Here is a 17,849-nt window from a genome sequence, read left to right as displayed (position 1 = left end):
GAGTAGGTCCGTCGGACAACGATGGGTCAGGCTACCAACGAGGGTGCCAGTCAGCCGACTCCGTAGGGGCTGGCGCGCCACTTTCAGGCCGAATCCTCATAATTGGCGCATCCGCGCCTTAAGAGAAAGGGAGATTTCTCAGGGGCAAGCCCCTGAAACCCCAAGTGGAAAGGGGTGGAAGGTCAGGCGCAAGCCGCCGAAACCCCTGTGGTGAGTACTCAGCGAAGGCTGCCGAGGGGGTCGGCTTTGCGTAGTTCCGGGTCGTCGGCGGCGAAGGTTCGGGCCGGTCCCGGGCCGGTGGATCGCGTTTCGAAGCGGACGGTGACGACGCCGTGGCCTGCACCTTGGACCCAGCCGTGGCCGAATTCCGGATGTTCGACATCCAGTCCCGGATACCAGGTTTGGGTGGCGTAGGAGCGAGTCGCGGGCGGGACCTCCGGCTCCGGGCCGAGGGCCAGGCCCAGGGTGGGTTCTTCGGAAACGGATTCGGTGTCGACCGTCTGATCGAGCTCGGGGAACAGCGATTCCTGGCGAATCTCGGACAAACCGGCAAAACCCACACCTACCAGGCGAATCGGACCCAGTTCGGCCGGATCGAGGGCCGAGCGCTGCGCCGCCGCGGTGAGGGTGGCCAGATCCTCGGTGGCGTAAGGAAGGGTGGACGAGCGGGTCACGATGCTCATGTCCGCCTTCTTGAGTTTGAGCACCACGGTGCGCGCGGCGCGGCCGTCCTCGATGAGCCGCCGGTGCGCGGAGGCCGCCATGGCATCGATGGCGGGGCGCAGCTGCGGAAGGGTGACGATATCGCTCTCATAGGTGGTTTCGGCGCTGATCTGTTTGGCCTCGGTGCGTTCGGCCACCGGATTGTCGTCGATGCCACGAGCCAAGCGGTGCAGGCTGACGCCGATGGCCCCGCCCAGAATGGACACCACTTCCGATTCCGGCAGCGCGGCCAGCGCACCCACGGTCTCGATACCCAGTGTGCGCAACCGGCTTTCGGTCACCGGACCGACTCCCCACAGCTTGCGCACCGGCAGCGCCGCCAGGAACTCCTGCTGCTCATCGGGCGAGATCACCCGCACCCCATCGGGTTTCGCCATGCCGGAGGCGATCTTGGCGAGCTGTTTGCCGCTGCCCGCCCCGACCGAGGACACCAGCCCGGTGCGCGCCCGCACCACCGCCCGCAGCTCCTCACAGAATTCCAGCACCCGATCCGCGGTGGCCCCGGCCAATTCCGCGGGCTCGGCGAACGCCTCGTCGAACGACAGCGTCTCCAGCACCGGAATCCGCTCCCGCAGCGTGTCGAACACCTGCCCGCTGAGCTCGGCGTAGACCGCCCCGCGCGGCGGCACGATCACGCCCTTCACCCCGACCAGCCGCCGCGCCTGATGCATGGGCATGGCCGAACGCGCCCCGTACACCCGCGCCTCGTAACTGGCCCCCGCCACCACGCCGCGCCCGCCCATGCCGCCCACCAGCACCGGCCGCCCCCGCAGGGTCGGCCTGGTCAGCTGCTCGACCGAGGCGAAGAAAGCGTCCATATCGATGTGCAGCACCCACCGCCGCCCGGCCCGGCCGCTCCTCGGGAGCTCACCGCCCGGGGCTGGGAGGCGACTTCCGATCCACTGTGAATCCAATAGCGCGCCACCCCGCTGAACAGCCCCGGCTCCGGCCCCCGAATCCGCGCTCCGACCAGGCGATATGCGCTCCTCGGCGGGGTGGGCAGGGGTGTTCACAGTGCCGAATCTACGCGCGACTACCGACAGGTTGGTCCTCCCAGGTGTGTGATGATCGGGTTATGACGATTCGCAAGGCCGTGATCCCCGCCGCCGGTATCGGCTCCCGTCTGCTCCCGCTGACCAAGGCGATCCCCAAGGAGATGCTCCCGGTCGGCGACAAACCGGTCATCGAGCACACGGTTCGCGAACTGGTCGCCTCCGGCATCACCGATATCACCATTGTCGTCAGCGGCGGAAAGTCCTTGATCGAGGACCATTTCCGCCCCAATCCGGCCCTGGTCGCCCAGCTGCGCTCGGATGGGAAGGACGCCTACGCCGACGCCGTGCAAGAGGTCAGCGAACTGGGCCGCCTCGGCCATATCACCTATCTCGACCAGCACGGCCCGTACGGCAACGGCACTCCCGTCCTCAATGCCGCCCGCAACCTGGGCGACGAACCCATGCTGGTGCTCTGGCCCGACGATGTCTTCGTCGCCGACGTGCCGCGCGCCCAGCAGCTCATCGACGCCTACGAGAAGACCGGCGCACCCGTGCTGGCCCTGCTGCCCATGAACCCGTCGGAATCGCAGCGCTACGGCGTGCCCGTGGTGGAGGAGACCGTCACCGAGGGCCTCATGCGCATCAGCGGCCTGAAGGAGAAGCCCAAGCCGGCCGACGCCCCCTCGGCGTTCGCGGCCATCGGCGGCTATGTGGTGACCCCGGGCATCATCGAGGAGCTGCGCCGTCAGGTGGACAACTGGTACACCCACCGCACCGGCGAGGTGTACCTGACCGATGCCATCAATATCTTCGCCGCCGACAATCCGGTGTACGGCCAGGTGATTCGCGGCCGCTGGTACGACACCGGCAATCCGGCCGACTACCTGGTGGCGCAATTCGCCTCCGCGCTGGCGCATCCCGAGTACGGCCCGCTGCTGCGCCAGCTCTGCCTCTGATACTTTCCGGCGATCAGGGCACGGCCAGAACGAACACCTGATCGTCGGGAATCGAGGCCACCCACAATGCTTTGTCGCCGGGCGCGAGCTGGATGTCCGCCGGACCACGCAGGCCGGCGGGCACCGGAATCCGCTGCACCTCGGTCCCGTCCGGCTTGTAGACGGTGATGACGCCGGCGCTGTCGTCGGCCGAAACCCAGTCGGACACCACGAGATTCCCGTCCCGCAGGATCTGCACGCCGTCGAGGATGCCGTGCACGGTCCCGACCTTGCGGATCACCACCGGCGCGGGCCCGAGTTCGACCGCCCACAGATCACCGCCCTGGTGCTGCGCACCCAGCGCGGCCACATAGGCGATGCCACCGGAGCCGTCGATCGCGATCCCGTTCGCGCCCGGCATCCCGTCCGCGAGGGTCTCGAACTTCCGGTTGGCCAGATCCAGCGTGTGCACCTCCCCGCGCGCGGTATCGGTGACCAGCAGCGTGCCCGGATCGCGCACCACGATGTCATTGAGGAGGGTCGGCGTATCCCCTTCCACGGTGGCCTCGAAGACCTGCGCGAAAGTATCGAGATCGAAGCCCACCACCCGATCGATATCGGCCACGAACACGGTGTGATCGATGGTCGCCATCCCCTTGGGCGCGTTCAGCGGCGGATCGCCCGGCCGCGGCACCACCTTGCTGTTGACCACCGATCCATCGGACTTCAGCTCGGAGATGAACCCGTTGCCGTCCTTCGCCTGCGGATCCGGCCCGCCCATATTCGAGACGAACCACCGATCCCCCACCGGCAGCGAGCTTTCCGGCGATACGAATCCCGCCAGCACCTTGGCCTCGGCCGAGCCCATGGTGGTGGGCACCGTCTTCTCGACGGTCGCCCCATTGCACCCGAGCGCCGCGCCGGCCAGCACGAGCACGCCGCACCCGGCGACGGTCCGCCGGAGGGAACCCTGGACGCCCATTCGATCCTCGCTCTCACTCGAACCGACCACCGCCCAGTGCGGCGTAATCACCCTATGCAGCGCCCGGAGACCGCCGTCGGACCGACACACCCGCCCGGCCCGGCAGCACCCGAAAGACCGCAGCTCAGGGCAGCGGGACGATGACGACCCGGTTGTCGGGCATGGCGGGAATCCACGCGTTCCGCGCCGTCGAATCGAGTGCGAAATCCGCGGGCCCGTGCGTGTTCTCGGGCAGCTGCACCGCCGCCACCAGCGCGCCGTCCGGCCCGTACACGGTCATGGCGCCGGGCGTTTCACCCGCCGAGACCCAGTCCGATACGACCAGATTCCCATTGGCCAGCACAGCGATTCCGTCGAGCACCCCGTGCACGGTGCCGACCCGCTGCGGAACGGCCGGGCGCTGGGCGAGATCGAGCCGCCACACGTCGCCGCCGCGGAAGTCCGCGCCCGTCCCCGCCACATAGGCGTTCGCCCCGGCCGCGTCCACAGCGACCCCGTTCGCGCCGGGGATACCGGTGGCGAGCGGTTCGAACAGCCGGGTCTCGGTGTCGAGCAGGTACACGATTCCGCGCAGCGAATCGCTGACCAGCAGCGTGTGCGGATTCAGCAGCGCCAGATCATTGAGCAGCGCGGGCTCCTCGCCCGTCACGATCGCCTCGAACACCTGCCCGTGGGTGTCCATGTCATAGCCCACGACCCGGTCGATATCGGCCACGAACACCCGATTGTCGGTGTAGGTCATCCCTTTCGGCGCATGCAAGGGCGGATCCCCGGGCCGCGGCATGGCGCGCCGCGCAGTCACCGTGCCGGCCGAGTTGAGTTCGGTGAGGAAGCCGTCGCCGTCCTCGGCCACCGGCTCGGCCTGCGGGCCGATATTGGAGATGAACCACCGGTCGCCCGCGAACAGCACGCTTTCCGGGGTCGAGAAGCCCTTGAGCGCACCGGCCTTGGACACCGTCCCCGGACCGGCATTGGCCGTCGGGGCGTCGTCCGCGGCCTTGCCGCATCCCACCGCGGCCGCGAGCAGCACCAGCGCGCCGAGCCCGGCCGCCATCCGCCCGCGTGTTCTCCAACCAGCTCCGGCACGAACGTCCGATCGATCGGACATGACGTCAACCTTCCAGCGGAGGGTACTGCCCACCTCTCGAGGCTCTCGGGGGTTGCGCCCCCGAACCCCGCCTCACCCCGACCGGCGAGACGGCATCAGTCTAACCAGAGCGGTACTACGAACCGACCGAAATTCATTGAACTACAACTAGTTTCGTACACGTATCAACTACTCGTCGGCGGCGTTGTAGCGCATCAGATAGCCCGCGAAGCGAGCTATGTCCGCATCATCCCAATCTTGGAGCCGATCGGCGAAGGCGTCGGCCCGGCTGCGCGCCGCGGCGCGCGCGACCCGGCGGCCCTCCGGGGTGGCGCGCAGCACATGATTGCGGCGGTTGGCCGGATCGATCTCCCTGACCAGGTAGCCCTCCTGCTCGAGGGCCGCCACCTGCCGGCTCACCGTGGACTTGTCCAGGTGATAGTGCCCGGCCAGATCCGCTGCCAGGCAGCCGTCCCGGTCGATCACGAGGTCGAGAATGCTCGACGCCACCAGCGACAGCTCCGGATGCAGTTCGGTGGCCCGCCCGCGAGCGCGCCGGGCGAAGGCGGTGAGCTCGCGCTGAATGGCTTGAATGGCCTGGTCCCGCCCCGCCGGCGCGGCCTCGGCCCGGCCCGGGAATACCGCGTCCGTCTCCATAGTTGTAGACTACAACCCTTGCATGGTTGCATTTACCAACTATTGGGAGTGAATCTATGGCCTCGCATCAGATCCGGCATGTCGCCACCCATCTGCTGACCCCGCTGCTCATGTGCCTGGGCATGGGCCTGGCGTATCTCGGCGCCTTCCATCAGCCCGAGCCCAATCAGCTGGCGATCGCGGTGGTCGGCGAGGCCCCACAGGATCTGGTGCTGGCGCAGACGCTGAAGGACAAGGGCGGGGATGCGCTCGACGTCATCACCGTGCCGAGTCGCGACGACGCCGTCACTCAGTTGCGCGACCGCGATCTGGTGGGCGCCTTCGTCCCCGATGCACAGCATCCCGAACTGCTGATCGCCTCGGCCGGATCCGATACCACCGCCATGGCCGTGGAAACCCTGTTCCACGGGGTCACCGCCAAGCAGGGCGTCGCGCTGACCGTCACCGACGTCGTCACCCCGAGCCCCGGCGATCCGACCGCGCAGGGCATTTTCTTCCTGCTCGTGGCGCTGAGCATCGGCTCCTACGGCAGCGTGGCCGCCATCGGCGCCGCGGGCGCCGGCCTGCCCATGTGGATCCGCGCCCTGTTCGGTTTGGTCACCTCGCTCATCGTGAGCCTCATCGGCCTCGCCGTGGCGGGCCCGGTCTTCCACGTGGTCGATCACGACCTCGGCGCCGTCTGGGCCATGTCCTGGCTCTACTCCGCGGGCATTCTGGCCATCGGCATCGGCCTGCACACCTTCCTGAAGCGCTGGACCACCCTCGCCATGATGGTGCTGTTCGTCATGCTCAACTTCACCACCTCCGGGGGCGTCTACAGCCCGATGCTGCAGAACGATTTCTTCGGTGCGCTGCACGGCTTCTGGACCGGCGCGGGCTTCGTCGAGGGCGCGCGCAGCCTGCTCTACTTCGACGGCGTCGGCTTCGGCTCGCGCCTGGCGAGCCTGTTCCTGTGGCTGGCGGCGGGCCTGGTGCTCATCGTCGCCGCCCACTTCGCCGAAAAGCGCGGGGCCGCAACCGAATCCACTCCGGCCGAGCCGAAGCACGCGGCCGCGGAGGCCGAGGAGGCAGCCGAAGAGGAAATGGAAGAGGCGGTCGGCGTCTAAGGATTCAGCGCCGGATACTCAACTGCGACAAGGCCGTCCGCACACCCGCGCGGACGGTCTCGCTGTCTCCCACCGCGCCGCTGATCGTCACGCCGTCCCGCGTCAGCAGGAGCGCGCGGGCGGCGTCCTCGACGTCCTCGTGCCCGGCGGCGCGCAGCCGTTCGGCCATGAGATCGCGGAACCAGGCGCGGTATTCGTCGACCACCTGCCGCACCGCATGGTCCGGCTTGGGGAATTCGACCGCCGCATTGAGGAACGGGCACCCGCGGAATCCGGGACCGCGGCTCAGCTCGCTGAGCGTCTCGAAGATGGCGACGATCCCCTCCACGCCCTGCTCCGGCACCGCCTCCAAATTGCCGCGCTGCCGGGCGTATTCGCGCGTCAGATAAGCGACGACCAAGTCTTCCTTGGTCTTGAAGTGCCGGTAGAAGGTGGCCTTGGCGATCCCGGCCTCGGCAATGATCCGGTCGATGCCCACGGTGTGGATGCCCTCGGCGTAGAACAGCCGCGTCGCGGTGTCCAGCAGCCGGTCGCGCGCCTCGCTCATGCGCACTCCTTCCGGATCTAATCGCGCTATTGACGATAGCAGACAGGTCTGTCTACCCTGAGTTCCGGACGTGAACAGACAAGTCTGTCTAGGAGGAATGCAATGACCACTCTCTTCACCTCTTCCGCCACCTCGGTCGGCCGCGAGGGCCGCTCGGTCAGCTCGGACGGGTACCTCGATCTGAAGCTGGCACAGCCGAAGTCGGTCGGAGGCAGTGGCGACGGCACCAACCCGGAGCAGCTGTTCGCGGTCGGCTACTCGGCCTGCTTCGCCGGCGCGCTGCAGGCGGTCGCCAAGAACCAGGGCATCGACCTGGGCGACACCTCCGTCACCGCGGATGTCAGCCTGCACAAGTCGGAGGAGACCGGCTTCTCCATCTCCGTCGTGCTGCACGTCGAGCTGCCGGAGGAGCTGAAGAACGACAAGGGCCGGGCCCTGGTCGAGGCCGCCCACCAGGTGTGCCCGTACTCCAAGGCCACCCGGGGCAATATCCCCGTGGAACTCGTTGTGGAGTAAGCGAACTCAGTAGAAACGGCGAATATCGTAGATCTCGAACTGCGTCAGCGGGGTCAGTCCCACCGGGACGCCCCAGGTCGGCGCATTGAGCACCTGCCCGCCTCCCGCGTAGATGCCGACGTGGGAGGCGTCGCCATTGAGGATCACCACATCACCGGGCTGCAGCGCACCGAGCGGGACCTCGAGCCCGGCCCGGGCCTGCTGCCAGGTGGTCCGGGGCATATCGATCCCGACGCTGCGATAGGCCCACTGCACCAGCCCGGAGCAGTCCCAGGTGTCCGGGCCGACGCCGCCCCATTCGTACATCTTCCCGGTCTGCGTGGCCGCCACGCCCAGCGCCGCCATGGCGCGCGGGCTGGCCAGGGGCAATTGCGCCGAGCCGCTGGCGCTTCCGGACGCCGACCCGCTGGCGCTGCCCGAGGCGGACCCGCTGCCCGAGCCCGTGTCGGCATGGGCCGTGCCCGCCCACAGGGCGGCCGCGAGAGTCACTGCCGCGGTGGTCGTCGCGAACGATGCGCAGCGATGAAGCAGTCTTCGTGCCATGTACTCGCCCCTCGGGTCTACGACCGGAACTAGCGATACAACTCGGAACTGCCGTGAAAGAAGTTAACTATGTGATAGCTGTTCTATCGCAGTTCCGATATTCGGCACAAGAAGACTCGGACTGGCGTGTCCGCGGGAACTACTTCACGCGCGCACCGCGCCGCCGGCGACGACGGGCAGCTCACCGGCGCTGGGCACCTCGGTCCCGCGCAGTGACGCACCGACCGTCTCGCGCAGGAATGCCAAGGCCACGAGCCCGACCAGACAGCCGCCGACCATGTACACCGCGGGGAACAGCGTCCAGCCGGTGCCGTCGATGACGGCCTCGTTCACCAGTGGCGCGGTACCGCCGAACACCGCCGTGGACACGTTGTAACCGAGAGCGAAACCGGCGTAGCGGACCTGCGTCGGAAAGATTGCCGGGAAGGTTGCCGTAATGGTGGCCAGCTGCGGGATGTAGAGCAGGCCCAGCACCACGAACCCGAGCACCGCCCAGACGGTGCCCTGCCCCATGAGCATGTACATCGGGATGGCCAGCACGGCCAGGCCCACCAGCGAGGCCAACCACAGCGGCCGCCGCCCGGTGCTGTCGGAGAGCCGGCCGAAGAACGGCAGCGCCAGCATCATGACCACCTGGCCGATGAGCATCATGGTCGTCGTGGTGGATTCGTCCACGCCGATGGTCTTCTGCAGATACGTCGGCTGATAGGTCAGCAGCGTGTAGTTCACGATATTGAGCGCCACCACCAGACCGGCCAGGGTGAGCAGCTCCCGGCGGTACTCGGTGACCAGCACCCGCAACCCGGTGCGCGGCTGCACCTGCTGCTCCTGCACCTCGGTGAACACCGGCGATTCCTCCAGCCGGTTGCGCAGATACCAGCCGATCAGGCCGAGCGGCACGGCCAGCAGGAACGGAATCCGCCAGCCCCACTCGTACATGGCCTCCTTGCCGAGGGCGAGCTGGCAGGCCAGCACCACCGCAGAACCGCCGACGAACCCGCCGAGGGTGCCGAATTCCAGGAAGCTGCCCAGGAACCCGCGCCGCTTGTCATTGCAGCTCTCCGCGAGATACGTGGCCGCGCCGCCGTATTCGCCGCCGGTGGAGAAGCCCTGCACCACGCGCAGCGCGATCAGCAGGATGGGCGCGAACACGCCCGCGGTGGCGTGGCTGGGCAGCAGACCGATGGCGCCGGTGGCGGCGGCCATGAGCAGGATCGTGATGGCGAGCACCGCCTTGCGCCCGATGCGGTCGCCGAGCGGTCCCCACACCATGCCGCCGAGCGGCCGCAGCACGAATGACACAGCGAACCCGAGCATGGTGCCCAGGGTCCCCAGCTCGCCCGGGAAGAACGCGGCCGTGATGTAGGTGGCCGTGGCGGCGTACACGCCGTAGTCGAACCATTCGGTCGCATTGCCCATGGCGGCGGCGGCCACCGAGCGCCTCTGTTGTACGGATTTCGGGTCGCGGGTCGTCACGACGCTCCTCTGCCCCTACTAGCGGATAGCGGTGCTCACCGTGGGGCGCACGGCTCACACAGACCCTTCGGTTACCCGCCGGCGTACCCAGCAAACAGCAGCGACTGCGAAGCAACCCCGAAACAGCGCGTTCTACCTGGGGTGTCAAGGGGAATGTGACGTGCACCGCAAAGTCTCAAACGAGACAGGCAAACTCCTGCGACATGGCGACAACAGAGAAGGGGCGAGTCCCAATACAGTGTAGAGCCCGAAAAGCCACCCCCGTCCGCCCGCATAAGGTTGTACGCCTTGGTGACGGATGCCTTTACGCCGCCCACGATCTCGGCCGCACCCGCGCCCGCGTCACCGAAAGTGAGGCTGGTGGCGAGGATTTCACCGGCGATCAGCTGGCGGTGGGTTTCGGCCCACGCCGCCCGCTCGGCGGGGACCTCCAGGACCACGGTGATGCGGTCCGAGACGTCCAGCCCGAGCGACTTGCGGGTCTCCTGGAGATCGCGGATCAGGTCGCGAGCCCAGCCCTCGGCCTCCAGTTCCTCGGTGACCACCGAATCCAGCACCACCAGACCGGTATTGCCCGGCAGCGCCGCGGTGGACTCCGGCTCGGCGGCCACCAGGCGCTGGGTGTACTCCTCCGGCAGCAGCGCGATGCCGGCGGCGGTGACGGTGCCGTCGGCGGCCTCGCTCCACTCGCCTGCCTTGACCGCCTTGATGACCGTCTGCACCTCCTTGCCGAGGCGGGGACCGGCGGCGCGGGCATTGACGACCAGTTCGAAGCGGCCGTGGCTGGCCACGTCGGTGGTGAGGTCGACCTTCTTGACATTGACCTCGTCGGCGATGAGATCCACGAAGGGCTGCAGCCGTTCCGCGTCGTCGGCGGCCACGGTCACCTCCGACAGCGGCAGCCGCACCCGCAGGTTCTGCGCCTTGCGCAGGCCCAGCACCGTCGAGCAGACCGTGCGCACCTCGTCCATGGCCGAGACCAGCTCCGGATCCTGGGGCAGCTCGGCGGCGGCCGGCCAGTCGGCCAGGTGCACCGAGCGGCCGCCGGTGAGGCCGCGCCAGATCACCTCGGTGATCAGCGGCAGCAGCGGCGCCGCGAGCCGGGTCGTCACCTCGAGCACGGTGTGCAGGGTGTCGATGGCGTCGCGGTCCTCCTCCCAGAAGCGCGAACGCGACCGGCGCACATACCAATTGGTGAGCGCGTCGGCGAAGGAGCGCAGCTCGTCGCAGGCGCCGGCGATATCGTTGACCTCCAGGGCGGCGGTGATGACATCGCGGGTCTGCGCCAGCTTGGCCAGGATGTAGCGATCCAGCACATGCGTGGAATCGGTGCGCCAGGCGCCCGGCTTCGAGGCGTAGAGCTGCAGGAAGGTCCAGGCATTCCACAGCGGCCGCAGCGCATGGCTGACGCCCTCGCGGATGCCGCGCTCGGTGACGATGAGGTTGCCGCCGCGCAGGATCGGCGAGGCCATCAGGAACCAGCGCATGGCATCGGAGCCGTCGCGGTCGAAGACCTCGTTGACATCCGGGTAGTTGCCCTTGGACTTGGACATCTTCAGGCCGTCGTCGCCCAGCACGATGCCGTGCGCGGCAACGGTTTTGAAGGCCGGCCGGTCGAACAGCGCGGTGGCCAGCACGTGCAGGGTGTAGAACCAGCCGCGGGTCTGGCCGTTGTACTCGACGATGAAGTCGCCCGGATTGTGGCCCGGCTTCGGGTTGCCGTTGACGTCGCCCTGGCCGCCGTCGAACCATTCCTTGTTCTCGAACGGGTAGTGCACCTGCGCGAACGGCATGGAGCCGGACTCGAACCAGCAGTCGAGCACCTCGGGGGTGCGCCGCATCATCGACTTCCCGGTCGGGTCATCGGGATTCGGGCGCACCAGGTCGTCGATCATGGGCCGGTGCAGATCGGCCGGGCGCACGCCGAAGTCGCGCTCCAGCTCGTCGAGCGAGCCGTACACGTCCACCCGCGGGTAGGCCGGATCGTCCGAAACCCACACGGGGATGGGCGATCCCCAGTACCGGTTGCGGCTGATGTTCCAGTCCCGCGCGCCCTCCAGCCACTTGCCGAACTGGCCGTCGCGGATGTGCTCGGGCACCCAGGTGATCTGCTGATTGAGCTCCACCATGCGGTCGCGGAACTTGGTGACCGCCACGAACCAGGACGGCACCGCCATGTAGATCAGCGGCTGGCCGGAGCGCCAGCTGTGCGGATAGGAGTGCTCGATGGTCTCGTGCCGCAACAGCTTTCCGGCGGCCTTGAGATCCTTGATGATGACCGGGTTGGCGTCGAAGACCATGAGGCCCTCGTACGGCGGCACCATGGAGGTGAACTTGCCGCCCGCGTCGAGCGGCTGCACCAACTCGATGCCGTTGGCGGAGGCCACATCCATGTCCTCCTCACCGAAGGCCGGCGCGAGATGCACGATGCCGGTGCCGGAGTCGGTGGTCACGTAGTCGGCGGTGAGCACGCGGTGCGCGTTCGGGTGGCCGAGGAAGAAGTCGAACGGCGGCCGGTAGCTCAGCCCCGCCAGGGCGGCGCCGGCGTACTCGTGCAGCACCTGGAAGCCGTCGGCCTCCTCGCCCAGCTCGCGGGCGTAGTGCGAGACCCGTTCGGCGGCAAGCAGGTAGCGCTTGCCGTCCTTGCCCTGCACGTGGGCGTAGGTGACATCGGGGTGCACGGCGATGGCCAGGTTGGACGGCAGCGTCCACGGCGTGGTGGTCCAGATGACGGCGTTCGTGCCGTCGAGGGCGGCGAGGGGATGCTCGGCCGGGACCGACAGCACCATGTCCACGGTGACCGCCGGATCCTGGCGCATCTTGTACGCGTCGTCCAGGCGCGTCTCCTGATTGGACAGCGGGGTCTGCTCGTACCAGCTGTAGGGCAGCACCCGGAAGCCCTGATAGATCAAACCCTTGTCGTACAACGACTTGAACGCCCACATGACCGACTCCATGAAGTCGAGGTCGAGGGTTTTGTAGTCGTTGCCGAAGTCCACCCAGCGCGCTTGACGAGTCACATAGTCGCGCCACTCACCGGTGTAGCGGAGTACCGAGGATTTACACGCGGCATTGAATTCCGCCAGACCCATGGCATCGATCTGTGATTTGTCCGTGATACCGAGCTGCTTCTCCGCTTCGATTTCCGCGGGCAAACCGTGGCAGTCCCAGCCGAATCGGCGTTCGACCTTCTTACCGCGCATCGTCTGAAATCGTGGGATCAAATCCTTGACATATCCGGTCAGCAGATGACCGTAATGCGGCAAACCATTGGCGAACGGCGGGCCGTCGTAGAAGACGAATTCCTCTGCATCGGAACGGTTCTCGATGCTGGCACGGAAGGTGTCGTCGGCGGCCCAGTAGGCGAGCACGCGCTGTTCGAGCTCGGGGAAGTTCACCTGCCCGCTGGAAGCGCCCAGGTCGGCGCGCGGGTAGGCATTGGGGGTCGGGGTCTCGCCGGCCACGGCGTCGGTCTCCTCGTGCCAGTAGTGGGCACGGGGACGATCTCGGCGCCGGTGCGCCGGTACCGCGGTACCACCCCGCTTGCCCGATCACGAACGACCGGGCCTCTCGTTGCGAGCTGTGACGGGCTCACCCGTTCGGTTCTACTGAGCGCTCACGCGCCGTTCTTCCGAAGACTCCCCGGTGATAGCCGGATCAGCGCCGAAACTTCACCCAACTCTCGGGGCTCTCAGGGGCTTCGCCCCCGAACCCCCAGGGGCGGGGTCGGTTGTCTCGATTCTAGCGGGGCGAGTCCAGCGGATATTCCCGCCCCCGATGGCTAGTGCTTCGCGTGTCGCCCGCCCGGGCGGGTCTGGGAGTCCTCATCGTTCTCCCGCATGGACAGCGCGCTCACCAGCAGCAGCACCGCGCCGATCACACAGACGACGATGCACCCCCACGCCCAGATCACCGATCCGGTGGTCAGCGCGGTGACCAGCAGTCCGAAACCGATGGCCGCGAGGACCAGTGTGACAACGAGCATGAGGACCACCCCCTCGTGCGGTGTCGTGGGCCGGCCGGACGGTGGCGGCGCCGCGCGGAGCCCCGGCGGGGTTCACAACGCGGCACCAATGGCCGTAGATACGACTTTACTTGCCGCCCTTGAGGAGTGCGCCGTTGCCCGAGGCGCCCTCACCGAATTCGCCGCCGTCGACCGGGACCGCGGACCCGCGGTTCTCCAGCTCCTCCAGCTGCGACTCCAGGTAGGACTTCAGGCGCACGCGGTACTCGCGCTCGAAGGTCTTGAGCTGCTCGATGCGGCTCTCCAGCACGCTGCGCTGCTGGGTGATGGTGGCCATGATCTCGGTGTGCTTGCGCTCGGCGTCGGCCTGCAGGGCGTCGGCCTTCTCCTTGGCCTGGCGCAGCTGGGAATCGCTGCGGGTCTGCGCATCCGACAGCATGGCCTCGGCCTTCTGACGGGCGTCGGCGATCATGGCGTCGGAGCGGGTGCGGGCATCGCCGACCAGACGCTCGGAGTTCGCTCTCGCATTGGCGAGCAGCTGCTCGGCCTCGGTCTTGGCATCGGAGGTGAGGCGGTCGGCCATCTCCTGCGCCAGCGAGAGCACCTTGGCGGCCTGCAGATTCGCATCCGCGCTGGGGGCCTCGGCCTTGACCGGGACCGGCGCGGGAGCGGGCATGGGGGGCGGCGGCGGGGCCACGGCGGCCTTCACCGGCTCCGGGGCGGGCGGCTGCTTCACCGCATTGACCGGACCCCGGTTCTTCTTGGCGTCAGCGAGTTCCGCATCCAGCTCGGCAACCCGCTGGCGAAGATCTGCATTCTCCTCGATGAGGCGTGAGAGCTCCTGCTCGACCAGGTCGAGGAAGGCGTCGACTTCATCCTCGTTGTAGCCGCGCTTCCCGATCGGTGGTTTGCTGAACGCGACGTTGTGAACATCGGCAGGGGTCAGCGGCATGGAACGATCCCTTCACGCTTCGTATGGAGATCTAGCGGTAGATCTGGGCAAGCTTTCTTTCCGGCCATTCTGTCACATCTCAGCTACGCGGCACCCTGGCTGCCCGTGATGGACATCAGGAAGAACACAACGAAAAGCAGGACCATAATCGACAGATCGAGCCGAATTCCCCCAAGATTCACTGGCGGTATCAAACGCCTCAGTAGTTTCACCGGAGGGTCGGTGATCGTGAAGACGATCTCCAGGATCACCACGACGAAGCCGGTCGGCCGCCAGTCGCGCGCGAAGCTGCGAATGAACTCAACGATGACTCGGCTGATCAGCAGCAGCCAGAAGAGGAACAGCAGTAGGTTCAACACCTGGAACAGGGCCACAGCGTTCACTCTGCCTCAGAAACACTGCCTTGCAAAATGAAACGCGGATTGTCGCCGCTCACAGTACGGTTCCGAAGGTATCGGCCGTAGTCAAAGGCACACGGGCGCTACGACTGTGAGTCCGGACGATCCCGGCATCTGAGACTAACCGAACGGCTCGCTGCTCGCTCTCGATCGGTGCAACCGGCCCGAATCCGGGCCGGGCCATCCGATGGGCGTCACAAACGCGCCACTAACCCCCGTTGACGGCTGCCAGGTGTTTGCAGCCCTTCACGCCCGGCCCTCGCGCCGGTCGTGGCGGTGCTCTTACTTCTGGTTGTAGAAGCCGTTTTCGGCGATCCGGCGGCGCTCCTCGGCGGAGACGTCCACATCGGCCGGCGACAGCAGGAAGACCTTGGTCGCGACCTTGTCGAACGAACCGCGCAGCGCGAAGGCCAGGCCCGCGGCGAAGTCCACCAGACGACGCGCGTCGGAGTTGCTCATCTCCACCAGATCCATGATCACCGGGGTGCCGTCGCGGAAGCGCTCACCGATGATGGCGGCCTCGGCATAGGTGCGCGGACGCAGCGTGGTGATCTTGGACAAGGGCCCTCCGTCCTCGAAGATCTGGGAACGGCGGGGCGCGGGCGGCTCGACCCGGCGCTCCTCCATCCGCAGCTCTTCCATGCGACGCTCGGCGTCGGTGTCCACCGCGAGCGCACCCCGGGTGGCGCCGCGCATCGCCGGCGCGCTGCCGCCCATGGTCCGGGTGCGGCTGGACGGGGCGGTGTCGATGCGGGTGGGACGGCGCGGCGCGTCGTACCGGTCGTCCGGGTACTCGTCGGCGTAGTCGTCCCGGCGCGACACGCTGTACCCCGGCTTGTACGGGGCCTTGTACGGCGGCGGCTCGGAGTAGGCGGGCTCGTCGTCGTAGCGATCGTCGGCGTAGCGGTCGTATTCACGCTCGGCGTAGGACCGGGACGAACGACGCGCACCACCGCGTTCCTCGGCGCCGCCTCGGGGTCCGCGGTCGTCGACGTAGTCGTCTTCGTAATCCTCGAGCGGAACCATCCCGAAGTACGCCTTGAACTTGTGCAGCGTGCTCATCTGGTCGACCTTCCTTCGGCCCCGGTTGGCCTGGGGTGTTGTCCTGCTCAGTCCTCGTCTGTCACCAAGCATATGTTTCAAATGTGACTGATGAGGTTTCTTTGCTACGCCGAGGTTATCGGTCGAGCGCCCATCAAAGCGGTACCGACACGCACGCACGTCGATCCATGGCGGATCGCGGCCTCCAAATCGTTTGACATACCCGCCGACAGCTCCGTGGCCTGGGGATGTTCGGTCAGCAGCGCGGCGTGCAGCCGGGCCAGGCGAGCGAAGGCGACATCCGGTTCGACATCCAGCGGCGGAATGGCCATCAGGCCCGCGAGCTGCAACGATGCACCCTCTGCAACGCGACCGGCCAAGGCCAGGAGTTCGGCCTCCTCGACGCCGCCGCGAGCCGGATCGGCGTCGAGACTGACTTGCAGCAGCACACGCAAGGGGGTGTCGCGCTGCCCCGCCTCCAGAGCCGCCGCGGCCCCCGCGTCCAGGGCCGCCGCCAGCCGATCGCTGTCCACCGAGTAAACGGTATTCGCCCAGCGTGCAACGCTTTTCGCCTTGTTACGCTGCAGCCGCCCGATGAATTCCCAGCGCACATGCGCCAGATGGCGCAGTTGCGCCACCTTGCCGGAAGCCTCCTGCTCGCGCGATTCGCCGAACTCGCGCAGGCCCAGTCCATAGAGGATCTCGATATCCGAGGCCGGATGGAACTTGGTCACCGGCAGTAGCCGCACGTCGGCGCGCTCGCGCCCCGCGGCCTCGCACGCTGCGTCGATGCGCGCCTCGAGCGCGGCCAGCGCCGCCGCCAGCTGTGCGATGCGTTCCGGCGATCCAGTGATGCGCGCCTCGTCGCCCGCATCGGCCCGCGCCGCTGCGGCCGGGCCGGAACCGGTTGTGGCGTCGTGGATCTCGGTCATTCTGCGGTCCCCTCCGATGACATCCAAATCACACCGGCGAGTCTGCCCGTCGGCGCGCCGCGCCGGTGACTGAACAGCGTCCTGTCCTCGATGGTGCACCGCGGATCCACCGCGACCGCACCCACCCCCGCCGCCTCCAGCTGCCGCCGGATCCCCGCCCGCAGATCCAGCCCCGGCGTCCCCTTCGCGGTCGTGGTCGCACTCCCCGGCAGATGCGCCTCCACATCGGCGCGCATGGCGGCGGGCACCTCGTACTGGCGACCACTGGCCGCCGGCCCCAGGAACGCGCCGATCCGCTCCGCCTTCGCCCCCACCGACACCATGGCCTCCAGCACCCGCGGCACGATCCCGATCCGCGCCCCGATCCGCCCCGCATGCACCGCCGCAATGACCCCGGCCTCGTCATCGGACAGCAGAATCGGCACACAATCCGCCGTCAGCACCACCAGCGCCAAATCCCGCCGGGTCGTCACCAGCGCATCCGTGGCAGGCACCGCCTCACTCCGCGGCCCGTCCACGATCTCCACATTCCGCCCGTGAATCTGTTCCATCCAGACCAGTCGCCCCGGATCCACCCCAATACTCTCCGCAAGCCGAACCCGATTGCGCCGCACCGCCTCCGGATCATCCCCGACATGGTCCCCAAGATTGAACGAGTCATAGGGCGCAACAGAGAACCCACCCGCCCGCGTCGTCACTACCCGCCGAGTCCGATAAACCGGTGCCGCAGAAGTCATGCCCCCGAGCGTAGTAGCCACCACCGGGCAATCCCCCACTCGCCAACCACACCCCAGCGCAACCGCCCACCCGCGACCGACACTCCAGCGCAGCCGCCGCCCGCCCGCGATCCGCACCCCAGCGCAGCCGCCTCCCCGCCACCCGTACTCCGGCGCAGCCGCCCTCCCCGCCATCCGTACTCCGGCGCAGCCGCCCTCCCGCGATCCGCCCGACAGTCTTCGGGGTCAAGGGGCGGAGCCCCTTGTGGGGGTGCGGGG

The 17,849-nt window shown here is 67.8% G+C and carries 17 protein-coding genes; 3 read left to right on the top strand and 14 right to left on the bottom strand.

The window, feature by feature from the left end; genetic code table 11:
• Positions 1 to 218 precede the first annotated feature (218 nt).
• Positions 219 to 1,541 carry a DNA polymerase IV gene (locus tag ACFVIV_RS30925; protein ID WP_379202398.1) on the bottom strand — a complete coding sequence of 441 codons (1,323 nt, stop codon included), beginning with the start codon at positions 1,539 to 1,541 and terminating at the stop codon, positions 219 to 221.
• A gap of 257 nt (positions 1,542 to 1,798) precedes the next feature.
• Between ACFVIV_RS30925 and ACFVIV_RS30920 the strand changes: the two genes are divergently transcribed.
• Entirely contained in the window at positions 1,799 to 2,674 is an 876-nt protein-coding gene (locus ACFVIV_RS30920) for a UTP--glucose-1-phosphate uridylyltransferase (RefSeq protein WP_379202396.1), read from the top strand.
• A 13-nt stretch (positions 2,675 to 2,687) separates the two neighbouring features.
• Here ACFVIV_RS30920 and ACFVIV_RS30915 read toward each other — a convergent pair whose 3' ends face one another.
• From ACFVIV_RS30915 to ACFVIV_RS30905, 3 genes are all read right to left on the bottom strand, one after another.
• Entirely contained in the window at positions 2,688 to 3,635 is a 948-nt protein-coding gene (locus tag ACFVIV_RS30915; protein WP_379202394.1) for an SMP-30/gluconolactonase/LRE family protein, read from the bottom strand.
• A gap of 124 nt (positions 3,636 to 3,759) precedes the next feature.
• Entirely contained in the window at positions 3,760 to 4,743 is a 984-nt protein-coding gene (locus ACFVIV_RS30910; protein ID WP_379202392.1) for an SMP-30/gluconolactonase/LRE family protein, read from the bottom strand.
• Between the two features lie 168 nt (positions 4,744 to 4,911).
• Positions 4,912 to 5,379 (bottom strand): MarR family winged helix-turn-helix transcriptional regulator, encoded by a 468-nt coding sequence (locus ACFVIV_RS30905; protein ID WP_379202390.1) that lies wholly within the window; start codon positions 5,377 to 5,379, stop codon positions 4,912 to 4,914.
• Between the two features lie 56 nt (positions 5,380 to 5,435).
• Here ACFVIV_RS30905 and ACFVIV_RS30900 point away from each other — a divergent pair, with 56 nt between their 5' ends.
• On the top strand, positions 5,436 to 6,485 hold the full coding sequence (locus ACFVIV_RS30900; protein ID WP_379202388.1) for a hypothetical protein: 1,050 nt from the start codon (positions 5,436 to 5,438) through the stop codon (positions 6,483 to 6,485).
• Between the two features lie 4 nt (positions 6,486 to 6,489).
• Here the strand turns inward: ACFVIV_RS30900 and ACFVIV_RS30895 are convergent, their stop codons facing one another.
• Entirely contained in the window at positions 6,490 to 7,032 is a 543-nt protein-coding gene (locus ACFVIV_RS30895) for a TetR/AcrR family transcriptional regulator (RefSeq protein ID WP_379202386.1), read from the bottom strand.
• A gap of 102 nt (positions 7,033 to 7,134) precedes the next feature.
• On the opposite strand from ACFVIV_RS30895, the gene ACFVIV_RS30890 reads away from it, so the two are divergent.
• Complete coding sequence (locus ACFVIV_RS30890) at positions 7,135 to 7,548, top strand: organic hydroperoxide resistance protein (protein WP_379202384.1); 414 nt, start codon at positions 7,135 to 7,137, stop codon at positions 7,546 to 7,548.
• A 6-nt stretch (positions 7,549 to 7,554) separates the two neighbouring features.
• Here the strand turns inward: ACFVIV_RS30890 and ACFVIV_RS30885 are convergent, their stop codons facing one another.
• The 9 genes from ACFVIV_RS30885 to pgeF all read right to left on the bottom strand — a co-directional run bounded on the left by ACFVIV_RS30885 (position 7,555) and on the right by pgeF (position 17,591).
• Complete coding sequence (locus tag ACFVIV_RS30885) at positions 7,555 to 8,091, bottom strand: NlpC/P60 family protein (protein ID WP_379202382.1); 537 nt, start codon at positions 8,089 to 8,091, stop codon at positions 7,555 to 7,557.
• Between the two features lie 144 nt (positions 8,092 to 8,235).
• The gene (locus ACFVIV_RS30880; RefSeq protein ID WP_379202513.1) at positions 8,236 to 9,510 is read right to left on the bottom strand and encodes an MFS transporter; all 1,275 of its coding nucleotides are present in this window, start codon (positions 9,508 to 9,510) and stop codon (positions 8,236 to 8,238) included.
• Positions 9,511 to 9,638: 128 nt separating this feature from the next.
• Complete coding sequence (ileS, locus tag ACFVIV_RS30875; protein ID WP_379202380.1) at positions 9,639 to 13,031, bottom strand: isoleucine--tRNA ligase; 3,393 nt, start codon at positions 13,029 to 13,031, stop codon at positions 9,639 to 9,641.
• Between the two features lie 317 nt (positions 13,032 to 13,348).
• Positions 13,349 to 13,552: a hypothetical protein gene (locus ACFVIV_RS30870; RefSeq protein WP_379202378.1), complete on the bottom strand. Its 204-nt coding sequence runs from the start codon at positions 13,550 to 13,552 to the stop codon at positions 13,349 to 13,351.
• 106 nt (positions 13,553 to 13,658) lie between these two features.
• Entirely contained in the window at positions 13,659 to 14,483 is an 825-nt protein-coding gene (locus ACFVIV_RS30865) for a DivIVA domain-containing protein (RefSeq protein WP_379202376.1), read from the bottom strand.
• Positions 14,484 to 14,566: 83 nt separating this feature from the next.
• On the bottom strand, positions 14,567 to 14,857 hold the full coding sequence (locus ACFVIV_RS30860) for a YggT family protein (RefSeq protein ID WP_067547402.1): 291 nt from the start codon (positions 14,855 to 14,857) through the stop codon (positions 14,567 to 14,569).
• 306 nt (positions 14,858 to 15,163) lie between these two features.
• Entirely contained in the window at positions 15,164 to 15,943 is a 780-nt protein-coding gene (locus ACFVIV_RS30855; protein ID WP_379202374.1) for a cell division protein SepF, read from the bottom strand.
• Between the two features lie 104 nt (positions 15,944 to 16,047).
• Positions 16,048 to 16,854 carry a YggS family pyridoxal phosphate-dependent enzyme gene (locus ACFVIV_RS30850; RefSeq protein ID WP_379202372.1) on the bottom strand — a complete coding sequence of 269 codons (807 nt, stop codon included), beginning with the start codon at positions 16,852 to 16,854 and terminating at the stop codon, positions 16,048 to 16,050.
• Positions 16,851 to 17,591, bottom strand: a complete 741-nt coding sequence (gene pgeF, locus ACFVIV_RS30845; protein ID WP_379202370.1) for a peptidoglycan editing factor PgeF — start codon at positions 17,589 to 17,591, stop codon at positions 16,851 to 16,853. Before pgeF ends, ACFVIV_RS30850 begins: the two co-directional genes overlap by 4 nt.
• Between the last annotated feature and the right edge of the window lie 258 nt (positions 17,592 to 17,849).

This window comes from Nocardia sp. NPDC127526 (assembly GCF_042672265.1).
GTDB lineage: Bacteria > Actinomycetota > Actinomycetes > Mycobacteriales > Mycobacteriaceae > Nocardia.
Note: the sequence above shows the minus strand (reverse complement) of the source record. Positions and strands in the feature narration are given on the sequence as shown.